General features: G+C 56.9%; 14 protein-coding genes and 1 tRNA gene. 5 read left to right on the forward strand and 10 right to left on the reverse strand.

Translation table 11 applies throughout. The features are described from left to right. Positions 1–166 precede the first annotated feature (166 nt). Positions 167–1,822 (forward strand): cellulase family glycosylhydrolase, encoded by a 1,656-nt coding sequence (locus tag EAW52_RS02655; protein WP_162997569.1) that lies wholly within the window; start codon positions 167–169, stop codon positions 1,820–1,822. Positions 1,823–2,338: 516 nt separating this feature from the next. Here the strand turns inward: EAW52_RS02655 and EAW52_RS02660 are convergent. From EAW52_RS02660 to EAW52_RS02700, 9 genes are all read right to left on the reverse strand, one after another. Further along, positions 2,339–3,274 carry a DUF808 domain-containing protein gene (locus tag EAW52_RS02660; RefSeq protein ID WP_122041315.1) on the reverse strand — a complete coding sequence of 312 codons (936 nt, stop codon included), beginning with the start codon at positions 3,272–3,274 and terminating at the stop codon, positions 2,339–2,341. Positions 3,275–3,788: 514 nt separating this feature from the next. After that, positions 3,789–3,864 (reverse strand) — tRNA-Thr (locus EAW52_RS02665). Positions 3,865–3,893: 29 nt separating this feature from the next. Next, the gene (gene betA / locus EAW52_RS02670; RefSeq protein ID WP_122041316.1) at positions 3,894–5,618 is read right to left on the reverse strand and encodes a choline dehydrogenase; all 1,725 of its coding nucleotides are present in this window, start codon (positions 5,616–5,618) and stop codon (positions 3,894–3,896) included. Between the two features lie 114 nt (positions 5,619–5,732). Continuing rightward, positions 5,733–7,205, reverse strand: a complete 1,473-nt coding sequence (gene betB, locus EAW52_RS02675) for a betaine-aldehyde dehydrogenase (RefSeq protein ID WP_122041317.1) — start codon at positions 7,203–7,205, stop codon at positions 5,733–5,735. Positions 7,206–7,222: 17 nt separating this feature from the next. After that, positions 7,223–7,816, reverse strand: coding sequence for a transcriptional regulator BetI (gene betI / locus EAW52_RS02680; protein WP_010796214.1), 594 nt, complete (start codon positions 7,814–7,816; stop codon positions 7,223–7,225). 194 nt (positions 7,817–8,010) lie between these two features. Next, a complete protein-coding gene (gene choV, locus EAW52_RS02685; protein WP_122041318.1) occupies positions 8,011–9,246 on the reverse strand; it encodes a choline ABC transporter ATP-binding protein in 1,236 nt (411 codons plus the stop codon). Further along, entirely contained in the window at positions 9,246–10,088 is an 843-nt protein-coding gene (gene choW, locus EAW52_RS02690) for a choline ABC transporter permease subunit (RefSeq protein ID WP_122041319.1), read from the reverse strand. Before choW ends, choV begins: the two co-directional genes overlap by 1 nt. Before the next feature lie 88 nt (positions 10,089–10,176). Continuing rightward, the gene (locus tag EAW52_RS02695; RefSeq protein ID WP_122041320.1) at positions 10,177–11,112 is read right to left on the reverse strand and encodes a choline ABC transporter substrate-binding protein; all 936 of its coding nucleotides are present in this window, start codon (positions 11,110–11,112) and stop codon (positions 10,177–10,179) included. Positions 11,113–11,569: 457 nt separating this feature from the next. Next, positions 11,570–11,830, reverse strand: coding sequence for a hypothetical protein (locus EAW52_RS02700; protein WP_122041321.1), 261 nt, complete (start codon positions 11,828–11,830; stop codon positions 11,570–11,572). A gap of 694 nt (positions 11,831–12,524) precedes the next feature. Here EAW52_RS02700 and EAW52_RS02705 point away from each other — a divergent pair. Beyond that, positions 12,525–13,625, forward strand: coding sequence for a GlxA family transcriptional regulator (locus EAW52_RS02705; protein ID WP_122041322.1), 1,101 nt, complete (start codon positions 12,525–12,527; stop codon positions 13,623–13,625). 18 nt (positions 13,626–13,643) lie between these two features. On the opposite strand, the gene EAW52_RS02710 is transcribed toward EAW52_RS02705, so the two are convergent. After that, entirely contained in the window at positions 13,644–13,892 is a 249-nt protein-coding gene (locus tag EAW52_RS02710; protein ID WP_010796209.1) for a hypothetical protein, read from the reverse strand. Between the two features lie 588 nt (positions 13,893–14,480). On the opposite strand from EAW52_RS02710, the gene EAW52_RS02720 reads away from it, so the two are divergent. The 3 genes from EAW52_RS02720 (at position 14,481) to dgcA (ending at position 18,255) form a co-directional block, all read left to right on the forward strand. Continuing rightward, positions 14,481–15,458, forward strand: coding sequence for a dipeptidase (locus EAW52_RS02720; RefSeq protein ID WP_122041324.1), 978 nt, complete (start codon positions 14,481–14,483; stop codon positions 15,456–15,458). 146 nt (positions 15,459–15,604) lie between these two features. Next, positions 15,605–16,135: a DUF5943 domain-containing protein gene (locus tag EAW52_RS02725; RefSeq protein WP_074827213.1), complete on the forward strand. Its 531-nt coding sequence runs from the start codon at positions 15,605–15,607 to the stop codon at positions 16,133–16,135. A gap of 59 nt (positions 16,136–16,194) precedes the next feature. Then, positions 16,195–18,255, forward strand: a complete 2,061-nt coding sequence (gene dgcA, locus EAW52_RS02730) for a dimethylglycine demethylation protein DgcA (RefSeq protein WP_122041325.1) — start codon at positions 16,195–16,197, stop codon at positions 18,253–18,255. Positions 18,256–18,372: the final 117 nt, after the last annotated feature.

An 18,372-nucleotide genomic window follows, 5' to 3' on the forward strand; every position in this document is an offset into this window, starting at 1 on the left:
ATTGAATGATTGTCAGCGCGGAAATGGGCTTAGTCATTGTTCCGCCTATTTTGAATCTTACCAATACGTACTCGGCTGATTGCAGGGACGTCTTGTCACTAGCAGTTTGGTGATGATGAACATACTCCATCGTTTGAGCAGAACTCCTGTACTGAAGGCTCTTTCAATGTCAGTTTTTCTGACGCTAGGTTGCTTGGGTGTCGCTCGGGCCGAGCAGGTTAGTCTTGTTGGTCTGAACCTTTCAGGGGCTGGTTTCGCGCCCCAGGTATTGCCTGGGATCAACGGAACCAACTATATCTTTCCTGTGGAAGCCTATTTTCAGCAGTGGAGCGCGCGCGGTATCAAGCTGATACGATTTCCAATTATCTGGGAGCGCTTGCAGCCCACCTTGGGTGGCGCGCTAGAGCCAACCTATGCAGCACTGATTGATCGAACCTTTAGTTACGCTAGTAAATACAATATCCGCGTCATTCTTGACTTGCATAACTATGCCCGCTACCGAGGGCAAATCATTGGTGCCGGTAGCGTTACGTATAATCACTACCAAGATGTCATGATGAAGATTGCCCAACGTTGGAGTGGGCAGGCGTCATTGTATGCGTATGACATCATGAATGAACCCAACGGCGCATTGGCATATTGGCCGACGGCTGCCCAGTACGGAATTAATGGTGTGCGTGCTGTCGATAAGGTCCGCCCGATCATTGTCGAGGGCAACGGTTGGGCAGAAGCTACCCGTTGGGCGCAGTGGAACGAGCCGTTACTAAAGCTGGTCGATCCATCCAATAACATCATTTTTTCTGCACATACTTATTTCGATGCGAACGCTGGCGGCAATTACGATTCGATCGATGTAAGCACGCTTGATCCTATGTACGGAGTCGAGCGAGTGAGACCTTTCATTGAATGGCTCAAAAAGAACGGAAAGCGTGGTTATATCGGTGAGTTCGGTGTACCGGATAATGATCCGCGCTGGCTCACGATGATGGACAATATGCTTGCTTACCTGCGGCAGAACTGTATTCCGGCCACATATTGGGCGGCAGGGCCCGGCTGGGGTAATTATTTCATGTCCGTTGAACCTGTTAATGGACAAGAGCGGCCTCAATGGCCGACGCTCAGGAAATACCTCAACGATACCAGCTGTACAAGTATTGGCCCGTTAACGAATGGGCAGACGCAAAGTGGTGGGGCGACAGACGCTCAGCTCAATACTGTAAAGCAGCTATATCTGACATATTTGGGGCGTGAGGCAGATGCGGCTGGATTAGCCAATTGGGCAGGTCAGTTAGCTAACGGGACCATGACGGCGCAATCAATTGCCGCTGCATTGATGCAGAGCAAAGAGTATCAAACCCGTAATACCGTTCAGCAACTCTATCAGACTTACCTGGGGCGTGACGCTGATGTTTCAGGTCTGTCTACTTGGACAAGCCAAATCATGGCGGGCAGCATGACGGCTGACTCTGTCGCTGCAGCCCTGACTAGGAGTGCAGAGTATCAGTCGCGGGTGGTACAGCAGATGTATTACACCTATTTAGGGCGTGCTGCTGATGCGGCGGGTTTATCCAGCTGGACCAGTCAGCTTACAAGCGGCACCATGACAGCGGAGTCTTTGGCCTCTGCGCTAAAGCAGAGCAAGGAATATCAGACGCGGGTAGCCGTTCTGCAACTGTATCAGACCTATCTGGGACGTACGGCAGACGCGGCCGGCTTGGCACTTTGGACGGGGCAGATTCTGGAGGGCAACATGACCGTTGAATCTGTTGCTGCAGCGTTTACTAACAGCGCTGAGTACCGCAGCCTCCATGGGGTTAGGTAGTAGGCCTACTGTCGATACTAATAGAAAGACCAGCACTGACATGTCAGTCTGGTCTTTTTCAATTTAATCTGTATTGAGGCGGAAATAAGTTTCCTAGAAGGGTGCTATATGAATATTAATCAGCTTTAACTTATTGGTATCCCGAAAAGTTTTCCGCTAGCCGCTTTTTCCAATGCCTGGCAAAGCCCTATCTCCCGTCTCTCTTGTCAACTTTTGTCAACTTTTGTCGCTGCTAGGGCCATGCCTATGGCTTGGCAACCGCCTTGGCCAATATCCGCTGCGCCACTGGCTATGGTATCGAGCAACACGGCTTGATAGCCAAGTGCGACGTATACCGTAACGCGTATCCAGCGTATCCAGCCCTGATGGGAGATCGCTTGTCAGGCTTTCAATTGTGGCGATTTCCACGGTGACGCATGAACGCAGCCTTTGCGGTTCATGGCGAAGGCTAACGGCAGGCCCAAGTGGTTATCCCACTTGGGCCTGCCGTTGTTCTGCCTTATGATCGGGCGGAGCTTAATGACTAGCAGACGGTTTACGACGAAGCAGCTTGCTGGCGATGCCGACCACTATCATGACCACTGCACCGGCGAAGATGCCGAATACAATATTAAACAGCGTAGGCGTCAGTACGCCTAGAGCAGGGCCTATTGCCGGTACGCCTGCAGCCACGTGTTCCAGGGTTTCAATCAGATGATGAAGAGCCGGGATGCCATGGGTCAGAATGCCACCGCCTACCATGAACATGGCAATCGTTCCGACAACGGATAGCCCCTTCATTAGCATCGGAGCCGCATTCACAAGGCCTCGCCCGATTGCCTGTACAGCCGAGCCGCCGCGCTTGGATAGATAAAGCCCAAGATCATCCAGCTTTACGATACCGGCGACCAGTCCATAGACGCCAACAGTCATGGCTATGGCAATCAGTGACATGACCACGACTTGTTGCATGAGCGACGCTTCAGCCACGATACCCAGGGTGATGGCAATGATTTCCGCGCTCAGAATGAAGTCTGTTCGAACCGCTCCGCGGATCTTTTCCTTTTCATAGGCCACAAGGTCAATGTTTGGATCAGCGACAGCTTTTACGTGCTCTGAAGAATCGTGACCATGAGAAGGTAAAAACTTATGCGCAAGCTTTTCTGTACCCTCGAAGCAGAGGTACGCACCGCCTAGCATCAGGAGCGGTGTTACCAGCCACGGTGCAAAGGCGCTGATCAGCAGCGCAGCGGGGACCAGAATGGCCTTGTTGATCAGTGAGCCTTTTCCTACGGCCCAGACCACAGGCAGCTCTCGCTCTGCCTTGATTCCAGTTACTTGTTGCGCATTGAGTGCAAGGTCATCACCCAATACGCCGGCTGTCTTTTTTGCAGCCACCTTGGACATGACGGAGACATCGTCCAGTACCGTGGCGATGTCATCGAAAAGTGCAAAAAAACTACCTGCTGCCACAATGGTTTCCTTTCAAGTTAGATGTCCTTCCAGCGCGCGACCGGGCGAGGTTCGACTCTGGAGCCTGCTTGATAGCGAAGCGGCGCCAGTATAAGGGAGCCGGGCGGTGAAGCTGACCAAGAAACTGAAGTAGGGGAGGCGAGGCTGATTGGGAGAGGTGCGGCCATTCCTGCGTGCGACCTGCTCCCAGCGGGCTGAATAACATCTCGCTGATTAGGAGCTGTTATTCGAGGCGTCCTTCCATATCACCTAACCAGTCGAATACGCCTCTGTCGGTAGGTGCTTTCAGGAATTTCATCAATGCCTTAGCCATCGTTTACCTCTCTTCTTCTCTTGTCTCAATAGACCTGAGTCCCGGAGTGAGTCGAGGTTTCAACAGATGGATGTATAGCATTGTTAAGATGCAACAGAATGTTTCGCCTCTGTTTGCAAAGAGGTAAACCAAGCGTTCTGGCGTAAGAATTTTCAAGCGCAAAAGAAAAAGGCCCGCATTTCTGCGAGCCTTTGAATTTGATGGTGCCGGCACCAAGAATCGAACTCGGGACCTACTGATTACAAGTCAGTTGCTCTACCAGCTGAGCTATACCGGCATCAATGGGCGCATTATAACGATTCTAAATCAGTTGTAAACCGGTGAATTTGCTCTATTTTCTTTTTTTTCACTTCGGGCCGGTGTTTGGCGTACCGGAGCGCCGTTTGCCATGTAATAGGAGGCGGTGCTACGGGCCAGGGGCTGACGGCCGCGGATGTGGTCGGCAATCTTTTCGCCAATCATGATGGTGGTGGCGTTGAGGTTGCCAGTAATGATCAGCGGCATGATCGATGCGTCCACCACACGCAGGCCTTCAAGGCCATGGACGCGGCCTTGCCCGTCGACGACAGCCATGTCGTCGGTACCCATCTTGTTGGTACAGGAGGGGTGGTAGGCCGTTTCGGCATGCTGGCGCACGAACTCATCCAGCTGGGCATCCGTTACGCAATCCGCGCCTGGATTCAGCTCGCGACCGCGATAGGGGTCGAGTGCTGGCTGGTGCATGATCTCGCGGGTGAGACGAATGCTGTCACGGAATTCCTGCCAGTCCTGCTCGGTGCTCATGTAGTTGAAAAGGATGCTGGGATGCTGGCGTGGATCGCGTGATTTCAGGTGAACGCGGCCACGGCTCGGCGAGCGCATGGAGCCAACGTGAGCCTGGAAGCCATGAGCCTCGATAGCATTGCTGCCGTTGTAATTGATAGCGATCGGCAGAAAGTGGTACTGAATATTCGGCCACTCGAATTCATCGCTGGAGCGGATAAAGCCACCTGCCTCGAAGTGGTTGCTGGCGCCAATGCCGGTGCCCTTGAGCATCCACTCCAGACCGATCTGGGGCTGGTTGTACCACTTCAGCGCCGGATACAGGGAGACCGGCTGCTTACACTCGTACTGCAGGTACATCTCCAGGTGGTCCTGCAGGTTTTGGCCAACCCCGGGCAGATCGTGCACGACGGGAATATCGAACTGGCGTAGCAGGTCACTTGCACCTACGCCGGAGCGCTGGAGAATTTGTGGCGAAGCGATGGCGCCTGCACACAGGAGCACTTCACGGGTGGCATGAACGGTGGTGATATCGCTGCTGTTGCCTTCCAGGAAAGCGACACCGATGGCGCGCTTGCCACTGAACAGGATGCGGTCCGTGGTGGCATGGGTGATGATGGTCAGGTTGGGGCGACCCTTTGCCTGATCTAGATAACCACGGGCGGTACTGGCACGTCGGCCATTGGGCGTCACGGTACGGTCCATCGGGCCGAAGCCTTCCTGCTGATAACCATTGAGGTCTTCCGTGCGGGGGTAACCCGCCTGTACACCTGCCTCGATCATGGCTTCAAACAGCGGGTTCACGCCGGGCTTGGAGGTGGTCACGGATACCGGACCGTCACCGCCGTGATAATCGTTCGGGCCGACGTCACGTGTCTCGGCTTTGCGGAAGTAGGGCAGGCAGTCGAGGTATGTCCAGTCCTCCAAACCGTCAAGCTTGGCCCAGCCATTGAAATCCATAGCGTTACCGCGGATGTAGCACATGCCGTTGATCAGCGAAGAGCCACCCAGTCCCTTGCCGCGGCCGCATTCCATCCGACGGTTGTTCATGTGTGGCTCGGGGTCAGTCTGGTAAGCCCAGTTGTATTGGGTGCCCTGAAGCGGGTAGGCCAGGGCGGCAGGCATCTGGGTGCGAAAATCGAGGCGATAGTCGGGGCCACCGGCTTCCAGCAGCAGGACGGTGACGTCTTTGTCTTCAGTCAGACGGGTCGCCAGAACGTTACCGGCAGAACCGGCACCGATGATGATGTAATCGAATTCTTTAGCCATGGTGGCACTCCTCCGTAAAGGGCGTCGAGATTGGCTGCATGACGCAGCGGCTCACGCGAAAACGGTGGGTCATGCGCGTCGGCTGACCCACCCTACGGGTAACGGTGATGCGGTTCAGAAGATCGAGGCGTAGTCGCCCAGCTCAACTTGTACGGACTTGATGCGGGTGTAGTTGCCGAGGGTGACCAGGCCATTCTCGCGGCCTACGCCGGAGTGCTTGTAACCGCCGACAGGCATCTCGGCCGGGGATTCGCCCCAGGTATTGATCCAGCAGATACCGGCTTCCAGACGATGGATCACACGGTGGGCGCGGGCGAGATCCTTGGTCACAAGACCGGCCGCCAGACCGTATTCGGTGTCATTGGCGCGGCGGATTACCTCTTCTTCGGTGTCATACGCCAGGATGCTCATGACGGGACCAAAGATTTCTTCACGAGCAATGGTCATGTCATCACGGCAGTCTGTGAAGACAGTTGGTGCGACGTAACAGCCGTTGGCGAACTCGCCGGTGGTAACACGCTCACCACCACACAGCAAACGCGCACCTTCGCTGCGGCCATGCTCGATATAACGCAGAACGTTTTCCATATGAGCGGTGCTGACCAGCGGGCCGAAGTTGGTGTTCGGGTCCTGCGGGTCGCCCAGGCGGACGCGCTGTACGCGCTCCAGGATCTTGGCTTCGAAACGCTCCTTGAGGGCGCTCGGCACGAAAACGCGGGTGCCGTTGGTGCATACCTGACCGGTACTGAAAAAGTTGGCCATCATGGCAATATCGGCCGCACGGTCGAGGTCAGCGTCATCGAAAATGATCAGTGGCGACTTGCCGCCCAGCTCCATGGTGACCTCCTTGAGCGTCGAGCCGGCAGCGCTGGCCATGACCTTCTTGCCGGTGGGCACGCCGCCGGTAAAGGAAATCTTCTCGATGCCCGGGTGCTCGGTCAGGGCTACGCCTACTTCGGCGCCAGCACCGTTGAGCACATTGAACACGCCATTGGGCACACCTGCCTCGGTATAAATCTCGGCCAACTTGAGCGCCGTCAGGGGAGTGACTTCGCTAGGCTTGAAGATCATGGCATTACCGGCGGCCAGGGCTGGGGCGGATTTCCACAGGGCAATCTGGATTGGATAGTTCCAGGCGCCAATGCCTGCGACCACGCCCAGCGGCTCGCGGCGGGTATAGACAAACGAGGTATCGCGCAGCGGGATCTGTTCGCCTTCCAGTGCGGGGATCAGGCCTGCGTAGTACTCAAGCACGTCGGCACCAGTCACGATGTCCACGGCCTGGGTTTCGGTCAGCGGCTTGCCGGTATCCAGGGTCTCCAGTGCGGCGAGCTCATCGTTACGCTCACGGAGGATATCCACGGCCTTGCGCAGAATGCGGGATCGCTGCATGGCCGTCATGGCGGCCCAGACCTTTTGGCCCTCGGCAGCACTGGCCACGGCGCGATCAACGTCCTCCCGGCTGGCCTGCTGTACGTTGGCGATGACCTCGCCATTGGCCGGATTGATTGCCTGGAAGGTTTTGCCGCTGGTGGCATCGACGTAACCGCCGCCGATATAGAGCTTTTGAGTGTCGAGCTGGGTCATGATGATTCTCTCCCTTTTCAGTCGGCCGCACGGGCGAGCTGCTGGTCTAGATAATCGAAGGCAATGCGCAGCGCTTCGTCGATGTCGAATTCACCACCCGCCAGGGCACCGCGCAGCCACAGACCGTCGATGATTGCGGCCAGACCGCGTGCGGCACGGCGGGCTTCCTGTGCAGGCAGCGCCTTGTGGAATTCGCAGCACAGGTTTGAATACAACCGTGCATCGTTAATGCGTTGCAGGCGGTGCAGGGCCGGCTGATGCATGCTGCTGGCCCAGAAGGCCAGCCAGGTCTTCATGGCCGGACCGTTAACCTGACTGTCGTCGAAGTTGCCTTCGATAATGGCGCGCAGGTGGGCGCGCGGGCTGTTATCAGTCAGCGTGGCGCGACGTTCGCGAACCGCAGTGCGCAACGCCGACATCAGGTGGCGCATGGTCGCTTCGAGCAGGCCATTTTTGTCCTGGAAGTAGTGACTGATGATCCCGTTGGATACACCGGCCTTCTTGGCAATGAGGGCGATGCTCGCCTCGCTCATCCCGACTTCGTCAACCGCTTCCAGCGTGGCAGCAATCAGCTGGGAACGACGGATAGGTTGCATGCCGACTTTTGGCATTGCGGTTATCTCCTCGCATTCACGCATCACCTGAGTTGCCTTCAGTCTACTGTTTTTTAATTGAACGATCAATCAATAAAAAGCTTGGGGCGTGCAAGTGCTAGCCCTGAGCCCTGTATTTACTAGGCTCGGGCCGGCTAAGCCGATCTATATCAAAGGCATTAAGGCCGCCCGGGTGGGCGGCCTGTCATGGGTCAGCCGGCCTGGGAAAAGGCGGTCCGGAGAGGAGTCACCTCGGACTCCTCATGACTTTTTTCCAGGTTTTTACCCAGCAGCGCGTGATAGAGCTCGGTGTCTCCCAGAATGCCTACCACGCAGCCGTTTTGCTGAAGGATGAGCTTGTTGCCGGTGTGATAGCGGATCTCCAGTGCATCGCGCATCCGAATGCTGGCGTCGACCAGGGTAGGCTGACGCTTGAGCGCTTCGACCGGCTCGCCAGGCGCCCAGCGTTGTACGCTGACACTGTCGCCGCTGCGCCGCAGTGATTTGACGTTGCGTGCATCGCTCAGGCTGGCCCAGTAGTCACGGGTGCTGTCCAGGCAGAGTTCATTGCCTTCGCGGCGGCACTGTTCGATCGGCTTCATGAGGCTATAACCGCATAGCACGTTGAGCGGGTTGGTATGGGCTACGAAGGTTCGTACGTAGTCGTCTGCCGGATTGAGCACGATATCTTCGGGCTTGCCATGCTGGATGATGCGTCCGTCTTTCATGATCGCGATATTGGTGCCGAGCTTGAGCGCTTCATCCAGGTCGTGGCTGACGAATACGATAGTCTTGTTGACCTTGCTCTGCAGGGCGAGCAGCTCGTCCTGCAGTTGTTGGCGGATCAGCGGATCGAGCGCGGAGAAAGGTTCGTCCATCAAGAGAATGTCGGCGTCCATGGCGAGGGCACGGGCCAGACCGACGCGCTGCTGCATGCCGCCTGAAAGTGCGGAGGGCTTGCTGTTGCGCCACTGGGTAAGACCTACCAGCTCAAGCTTTTCATCGATGATTTTCTTGCGCTCGGCCGTGGAGCGGCCCTGCATTTCCAGGCCGAACCCAACATTCTCCGCAACAGTCAGCCAGGGCATAAGGGCAAATTTCTGGAACACCATGGCGATGCGGGAGGTGCGCATTTCCTTCAGGGTTGAGGGCGAGCAATTGGCGATGTCCACTTCGCTGCCATTGTGCTCAATGAGCAGGCGACCACGGCTGACTGTGTTAAGGCCGTTGATGCAGCGCAGCAGGCTGGACTTGCCTGAGCCGGACAGCCCCATGAGGACACAGATTTCACCTTTCTGGATTTCTAGGCAGGCATTTTCCACGCCCAGTACCTGGCCGGTCTGCTCGAAGATTTCGGATCGGCCAAGGCCTTTGTCCAGCAGCTCGACGGCCTGTTTGGTCTGTTTGCCGAAGATGACGTCGACATTCTCGAAACGGATTGCGCTCATCAGTGTTCTCCTCTGGCATTGGGCTGCTTGCAGACGCGGTCGAGCAGAATGGCCAGCAGTACGATGGCCAGGCCCGCTTCGAAGCCTAGGGCGATATCCGCCGTATTCAGAGCGTTCACCACAGGCTTGCCGAGGCCGTCGGCACCTACGAGTGCGGCAATTACTACCATCGAGAGCGACAGCATGATGCATTGCGTGATACCCGCGGCAATGCTGGGCATGGCATGAGGAAGCTCAATCCGTGTCAGGAGCTGCCAGCGGGAGCAGCCAAAGGCTTTACCGGCATCCATGAGTTCTTCCGGAACGTCCTGAATGCCCAGACACGTCAGGCGGATCGGAGCGGCGATCGCAAAGATTACGGTAGAGATCAGGCCGGGTACGACGCCCAGGCCGAACAGGGTCAGCGTGGGGATCAGGTACACGAACGTCGGCACGGTCTGCATCAAGTCCAGCAACGGACGCAATGTGGCGAAGAACCAGGGTTTATGGGCCGCTATGATACCCAGCGGCACGCCAATGGCGATACAGACAAGGGTGGCGAAGATGACTTGAGACAGGGTTTCGATGGTCTCCTGCCAGTATCCCAGGTTAATGATCAGAAGTAGCGAGGCGGCGGCAAACAGCGTGAGGGCAAGGCTGCGTTGAATGAAGTAGACCAGCGCCACAAGGATCGCGGTCAGGGCCAGGGGGTTGAACCAGAGCAGGGCTCCCGTGGTGCTTGAGATGACGGTAGAAAGGGCATCGGAAATCAGGTCAAAGAATCCCGAGAAGTTCATGATCAGCCAGTCGACAAAATCGGAAATGGCTTGCCCCAGCGGGAGCTTATGGTCGGTAAGGAACATAGATAAAATCCCTGGAGTTGAGTATCAACAATCCAGCGACCTGGATAGCCCGCCTTTAGCGGCCGGGCTGTCCAGGTCGTTGGGGTGGTTACTGCGTGAGCTTGGCCATGACTTCGGAGGCGGGCTTGCCGTCTCGAGTCGTCACCCCGGCCAGCCAGGTGTCCACTACCTGGGCATTTGCCTTCAGCCACGCTTTTGCGGCGGCCTCCGGCGTCTTACCTCCATTGAGTACGTCGTCCATGAGCTGGTTCTCCATGCCTAGCGAGAAGTTCAGATTGGTCAGCAGCTTGCCGACATTCGGGCATTCCTGGACGTAGCCTTTGCGCACATTGGTGTAAATCGTGGCGCCGCCCAGGTTGGGGCCGAAGTAGTCGTCACCGCCTTCCAGATACTTCATCTTGAATCGGGTATTCATGGGGTGCGGTTCCCAGCCCAGGAAGACGACCCACTGCTTGCGACGCTCGGCGCGCTGAACCTGGGAGAGCATGCCCGCTTCGCTGGACTCAACCATCTTGAACTTGCCCAGGTCGAACGCATTTTTGTCGATCATGCTCTGAATCAGGCGATTGCCGTCATTGCCCGGCTCGATGCCATAGATCTTGCCGCCAAATTTGTCGGCATTCTTGACGATATCGGCAAAGGTCTTCACGCCGGCGTCGTACACGTATTCCGGGACTGCCAGGGTGTATTTGGCCCCTTCGAGGTTGGCGCGCAGGGTTTCGACACTGCCGTTGTCGCTGTAGGGCTTGATATCGGCCGCCATGCTCGGCATCCAGTTACCCAGAAAGACATCGATATCCTTGTTTTGCATCGACTTGTAAGTCACAGGAACGGAGATCATGTTGGTCTTGGTCTTGTAGCCCAGCGACTGCAGGATTTCGGACGTTACGGCGGTAGTGACGGTAATGTCGGTCCAGCCGACATCGGCAAAGCGAACGGTGGCGCAGGACTCGGGCTCGGCCGCCTGGGCCAGAAGCGGGGCGCCTAAGCTCAGGGCCAGTAGTAACGCATTGCAACCTTTCATGGTGAATGTCTCCTTCCTGATGCTGCCGCGCATGCACAAGGCATAGGGCAGCAAATCGTGGCAGACGGGTGTGGTTCGGCAAGGGTCAGGCCGATGTACTCCGCTGCGTGATAGGTTATCTGTAACCGATCGTTCATCAACCGCCTACCAGTCACGTCGCATCCAGTGCAGGCGGCGTCGTAACCAGAGGTCGAGGCGTCGTAGCCAGCACAGTTGTGCCGTATGGCAGGCCCTGACCGCGGCAATTTCATGATCGGAGTGTTCGTTAAAACAACGGGTGAAACAGGGCGGCCGGAAAGAGCCGTGCCTGAGGCGGCGGAAAGCGGTCCAGAGGTAAGGACTTTCGCCTTCTGGGTGACCTCACGAATGAGAGAGAATCCATTCATTGAGGGAGAGGGTCTACCGGTAAGAGGCAGGGCACCTGAGCGGCCTGCCTGATCAACCCAGGTTTCACGCATCAAAGCGCGAGCGCTTCCCTGTGACCAAGGGAGCATGCCTGGACATTTCCGGTTTCTAACGGGAAAGCGACGGCGGCCTCTGCCCTGGAATTGGCGCAAAGGTAAAGCGAGAAGGTGCCCGGTTCGGTGCCGAGTAGTTTTATCGTTTTAATAGCCATGGCAGCCAAGCTGTCTGGTTCATCCAGTTTCATCGAGCCGGCAAGCCGTGCTCGAAACAGAGATAGCGTCTTGCGAGATGGCCGGTCGCCATGCTCAGTCATTCAGGTTACCCAACATCCAGGCAGCCGACAATGTTGCAACCTGTGGCTGCGCCTGTTATGTCCCAAACGCTGTTTTTCGCCTCTACGTGTACAAGCTAAAGACATGCAGACCATGGCCTATAGGGGCTGTAGGCGATAGGACAGTTAATAGTCCTTTTTATTGATTACCGGGGCGGCCCACGGGAATTAGATGTGCTTTTTGAGGGGTCTTTCACGTTAGGTCACAGGCGCTCCCGTAAGACGATCCGTGAGTCATCAGCCAACGCTGAACTGAATTTGCACACACCGGGAAAGCTTTGCCACCTTTTGGCGCATCTTTGTGCAGGGGAATGCTTGGCAGAAAGCGAAAAGTCGATCCGCCCTTTGTTACTGTAGAAATCTTTTTCCACACAAGCCAGCTCTTCGAGTTGCTACGGATTTGCACACGGACACAGCCTGCCATGACCCATTGGTCACTGATGGCCTTTGGCACTACCAGCCTCGGAAGCGCTTTGCCAAGCATCTTCTTTCTTTTTAATTGAATAGCTGTTCAAGGTAGGCATGACATTTGCGAAGCCTCTATCCAGGGTCATACGGCCTGTCGGTGTTACATCCCGTGACAACGGGTGATTCCGTCAGCAGCTGGACACGACTCACGACGATAAAAAGAGCCTCGATGAGGCCATACCGGGCTTAGCGTGAAGAGGGCGTTCCAATGTCATTGAATCAAAGTCAGCCACAACACCGTGTTCCGCAATCCATCGGGTTCCTGCTGCTGGACAACTTCACCCTGATCTCACTGGCGTCGGCGATAGAGCCACTGCGGATGGCCAATCAGCTGTCGGGTCGTGAGCTGTTCCGCTGGTCTACGCTCAGCCTGGATGGCCGTCCGGTCCAGGCCAGTGACGGCCTGCAAATTACTCCGGACAGTGCTGTCGCGGCTGCACCGGCCATGGACATGGTCATTGTGTGTGGCGGTGTGGGCATTCAGCGAAGCGTTATGCGTGAACATGTGAGCTGGCTGCAGGCGCAGGCACGGCAGGGCCGCAAGTTGGGCGCCGTCTGCACGGGCAGTTGGGTACTGGCCAAGGCCGGACTGCTCGATGGTTACGAGTGCAGCGTGCATTGGGAGATGCTGGCCTCCATGCAGGAAGCCTTCCCGCGTGTATCGCTGACGACGCGGCTATTCTCCATCGACCGTAACCGCTTCACATCATCGGGAGGTACGGCTCCCATGGACATGATGCTGCACCTGATCGGCCGTGAGCACGGTCGCGAATTGTGCGCCGCGATTTCTGAAATGTTCATCTATGAACGTATCCGCAACGAGCAGGATCATCAGCGTGTGCCGCTCAAGCATATGCTGGGCACCAATCAGCCCAAGCTGCAGGAAATCGTCGCGCTGATGGAGGCCAACCTGGAGGAGCCCATCGACCTGGACGAGTTGGCCGTCTACGTGAATGTGTCGCGTCGCCAGCTGGAGCGCTTATTTCAGAAATACCTGCACTGCTCGCCGTCGCGCTATTACCTGAAGCTGCGCCTGATTAGAGCCAGACAACTGCTCAAACAGACCACCATGTCCATCATCGAAGTGGCATCGGTATGCGGATTCGTTTCCACGCCGCACTTCTCGAAGTGTTACCGGGAGTATTTTGGGATTCCCCCGCGTGATGAGCGGCAGGGCGTATCGATGGGGCAGCCTGTGATGCTGGTACCGGTTCCTCAGGAATTGGCCTTACTCCCGACGTCCTCGGCCCTGGCCGCGCTCAGTCAGGCGCAAGGAGAGTCGACGTTTGCCAGCGTAAGGCTTGGTTGATAGACGGGCCGCCCTGACCTAGCGATGCTGGGCCAAGGCGGGGAGCAGCTGACGAGCAATAGCTTCGCGAACGGACGGTAATAGTGTCGCATGACCTGACAGGAGTTCTTCGACCAGACGCCGCAGGGCTGTGACTCGTTCAGGGTTCAGCCCGCATAGCGCCTGCTGGCAGGCTTGCTCGGGAGTAGTACCCGACGGTACGGCGATACCCAGTGCAATCAGGCGGTCCCTGAAGTCGTCCTGGTCGATTAGGTCTGCATGCATCATGACGAATCCTCCGTTAAGTCCCGTACCGATTCTTGGCAGCGGTCAATGGCAAGGCAAGTGCACAAGACGGTACTGGATACGCGCAGGTCGCTTTCCGGCAAGCAGAGCGCCTGATGGTTATTTGTCTGTAATAAAACGAAAGTCTAATGGCGTCTGGGGGGGCAATATGTCACAGGGTAGTTTTGGGAAGGTGATGCTAAAGTAGCGCTTCTTGTCGAGTTGAGCCGCTTAGCTCCTCGAATTTCCGGAAAAAGCGCCCTTACGCTTGGTCTGGACGAAACACACTGAGGCCCAACAGGGCATTTTAACCCCGCGTGCTTGCTAAGGCATTGCGGGGTTTTTTTTCGACATTTTTTCGCTTTTCCGTCTTTCGTCTGCAATTGGAGCGTTCTGCTCCAGGCGTCTGCCCGGCTTTTGGCGGGCGCTAGAGGCATGGGGTAGCCAGCCGTTACTGCCTGCTGAACGCGCATTGACGCTTCTGGTAATCCCCCTGTCGTTTTTACGCGATAGCGCAGAAAACCTGAGGGATATGCTCCTTTCAAAGCGTCGGCACATGATCCGGCGTCGCGAAACCTGGGAGCTGCCCTGATGAATGCCACTGAACTGCACGCCGACAGCATCGTTATCGACGGGCTGATCATCGCCAAATGGAACCGTGAGCTCTTTGAGGACATGCGCAAGGGAGGGCTGACGGCAGCCAACTGCACCGTGTCGGTCTGGGAAGGCTTCAAGGCGACCGTGGACAACATTGCGGCGCAAAAGAAGCTGATGCGCGAAAATAGTGATCTGGTCATGCCGGTCTACACCACAGCTGACATCCGCAAAGCCAAGGCTCAAGGCAAGACTGGCATCATCTTCGGCTTTCAGAATGCCCATGCCTTTGAGGATCAGCTCGGATACGTAGAGATCTTCAAGCAGCTGGGCGTAGGCATCGTGCAGATGTGCTACAACACCCAGAACCTGGTAGGCACAGGTTGCTATGAGCGCGACGGCGGTCTGTCCGGTTTTGGCCGCGAGGTCGTTGCCGAGATGAACCGCGTCGGCATCATGTGCGACCTGTCCCATGTCGGCAGCAAGACCTCTGAAGAAGTCATCCTCGAATCCCAAAAGCCGGTCTGTTATTCCCACTGCCTGCCGTCCGGCCTGAAAGAGCATCCGCGTAACAAGTCCGACGAAGAGCTTAAGTTCATTGCCGATCATGGTGGTTTCGTGGGCGTTACGATGTTTGCGCCGTTCCTGGCCAAGGGCATCGAATCCACTATCGATGATTATGCCGAAGCCATTGAGTACGTGATGAATATCGTTGGCGAAGACGCCATCGGCATTGGTACCGACTTTACCCAAGGCCACGGCCAGGACTTCTTCGAATACCTCACCCATGACAAGGGTTATGCCCGTCGATTGACCAACTTCGGCAAGATCGTGAACCCCCTGGGCATCCGCACCGTAGGCGAATTTCCCAACCTGACCGAGACGCTGCTCAAGCGAGGCATGTCCGAGCGCACTGTGCGCAAGGTCATGGGCGAGAACTGGGTAAGGGTGCTCAGCGAGGTGTGGGGCGAGTAAGTCATTTCATTTCTTGAAGGTCCGCGGCTGGATCCTGCCATGACCTGATTCAGCCTGCACTGATCTTCGACGATCACCGGTAGGGTGGATCAACCGTACCGCGGCGTAGCCCACCCTACACAAGCACATTCGTTTGGAGTTTCACCATGGCCACACATGCTCCCGAAATGCCAATCCAGGTCGACGATGAAACCGGCGTCTGGACCACCGATGCACTGCCCATGCTGTATGTACCGCGCCATTTCTTCGTCAATAACCACATGGGTATCGAAGAGGTGCTCGGTGCAGAGAAATACGCCGAGATTCTTTACAAGGCTGGCTACAAGTCCGCCTGGCACTGGTGCGAGAAAGAGGCCGAGTGCCACGGGCTGGTTGGTGTCGAGGTGTATGAGCATTACATGAAGCGCCTCTCCCAACGCGGCTGGGGGCTCTTCGATATCGAGCAAATCGACGTGGATGCCGGTACGGCCCAGGTTCGGCTGCGGCATTCCGCCTTCGTTTACGTGTACGGCAAGGTCAACCGCAAGGTGGATTACATGTTTACCGGCTGGTTTGCCGGGGCCATGGACCAGATCCTCGCCGCCAGAGGCAGCGCGGTCCGTACCGTGGCCGAGCAGGTGTACAGCGGGGCGGAAGAGGGCCATGACGACGGCCTTTTCGTGGTGAAGCCGCTGTAACGGCGCAATGAACGATAACAAGACCGACCGTGCGTAATTCGCTGAGATGAGGTGCCGTGATGGCCTTTGAAGCAATGTTCCAACCAATCCAGATCGGCAAGCTGACGATTCGCAACCGCGTACTCAGCACGGCGCACGCCGAGGTGTATGCCACTGATGGCGGCATGACGACCGAACGGTACGTCAAATATTACGAAGAAAAAGCTAAGGGCGGCATTGGCCTTGCCATTTGCGGCGGTTCCTCTGTCGTGGCGATCGACAGCCCGCAGCACTGGTGGAGTTCGGTAAACCTCGCTACCGACCGCATCATTCCGCATTTTCAGAACCTGGCCGATGCCATGCACCGGCATGGTGCCAAGATCATGATCCAGATTACCCACATGGGTCGCCGTTCCCGTTGGGACGGTGGTCACTGGCCAACCCTGATGTCGCCGTCCGGTATCCGCGAGCCCGTGCATCGCGCTACCTGTAAGACCATCGAGCCGGAGGAAATCTGGCGGATAATTGATAATTTTGCCCAGGCCGCGCGCCGGGCGAAGGCGGGTGGCTTGGATGGTGTAGAGCTGTCTGCTGTGCACCAGCACATGATCGATCAGTTCTGGTCGCCCCGTGTGAACAAGCGTACCGATGAATGGGGCGGCAGCTTCGAGAACCGTATGCGCTTTGGCCTGGAAGTGCTCAAGGCTGTACGGGCCGAGGTCGGCGATGATTTCTGTGTCGGCATGCGGATCTGTGGTGATGAATTCCACCCGGACGGCCTGACCCATGACGATATGAAACAGATCGCCAAGTATTACAACGACACCGGCATGGTGGATTTCTTTGGCGTGATCGGCTCTGGCTGCGACACCCACAATACCTTGGCCAACGTGATTCCCAACATGACCTACCCGCCGGAGCCGTTCCTGCATCTGGCGGCCGGTATCAAGGATGTGGTCAGCGTGCCCGTGCTGCATGCGCAGAACATCAAGGATCCGAACCAGGCGACACGCATCCTTGAGGGCGGTTACGTGGACATGGTCGGTATGACCCGTGCCCACATCGCCGATCCGCATCTGATCGCTAAGATCAAGATGGGGCAGGTGGACCAGATTCGCCAGTGTGTTGGCGCCAACTACTGCATCGACCGTCAATACCAGGGGTTGGACGTGCTGTGCATTCAGAACGCCGCAACCAGCCGTGAATATATGGGGGTTCCGCACATCATCGAGAAATCCACCGGGCCCAAGCGCAAGGTAGTCGTTGTCGGCGGCGGCCCGGCGGGAATGGAAGCGGCCCGCGTCTCGGCTGAGCGGGGGCATGACGTGACCCTGTTCGAAAAGCAGGAGCAGCTGGGTGGGCAGATTACTCTCGCGTCCCGGGCGCCTCAGCGTGACCAGATCGCGGGTATCACGCGGTGGTATCAACTGGAGCTGGCTCGCCTGAATATCGACCTGCGGCTGGGGACGGCGGCTGATCCTGACACGATCATGGATCTACGTCCGGACATCGTCGTGCTGGCCAATGGCGGTCATCCATTCATGGAACAGAACGAGCATTGGGGCGCGGCCGAAGGCTTGGTGGTGAGCAGCTGGGACATTCTTTCCGGTAAGGTCGAGCCGGGCAAAAACGTGCTGGTCTACGACACTATTTGCGAATTTTCCGGGATGTCGGCGGCTGATTATCTGGCCGATAAAGGCGCACAGGTGGAAATTGTCACCGATGACATCAAACCGGGCGTAGCCATTGGCGGGACCACGTTCCCGACCTACTACCGCAGCCTCTACCCGAAGGAGGTGATCATGACCGGCGATCTCATGCTGGAAAAGGTATATCCCGAGGGCGACAAGAAGATTGCCGTACTGGAAAACGAATACACCGGCGCCAAGGAGGAGCGGGTGGTCGATCAGATCGTCATCGAGAACGGCGTGCGACCGGACGAGACCTTGTACTACGCGCTGAAGGACGGTTCGCGTAACAAGGGCCAGATCGATATCGAGGCCTTGTTCGCTATCGAGCCACAACCCGCCTTGAATGAGCAGGGTAGCGGTTATCTCCTGTATCGCATCGGGGACTGCGTGGCGCAGCGCAACACCCACGCCGCAATCTACGACGCATTGCGGCTGTGCAAGGACTTTTAAGTACGCGCCTTTGCGAACCGCAGGGTGGGTTAGCTGCAGAGCAGTCTGACCCACCACGAGGGCTACCCGCGGTTTAGGTACCGCCTGACATGTTGAGGATGGGTAATGCCTCTGGCT

Source organism: Pseudomonas sp. LTJR-52, assembly GCF_003691465.1.
Classification (GTDB): domain Bacteria; phylum Pseudomonadota; class Gammaproteobacteria; order Pseudomonadales; family Pseudomonadaceae; genus Chryseomonas; species Chryseomonas luteola.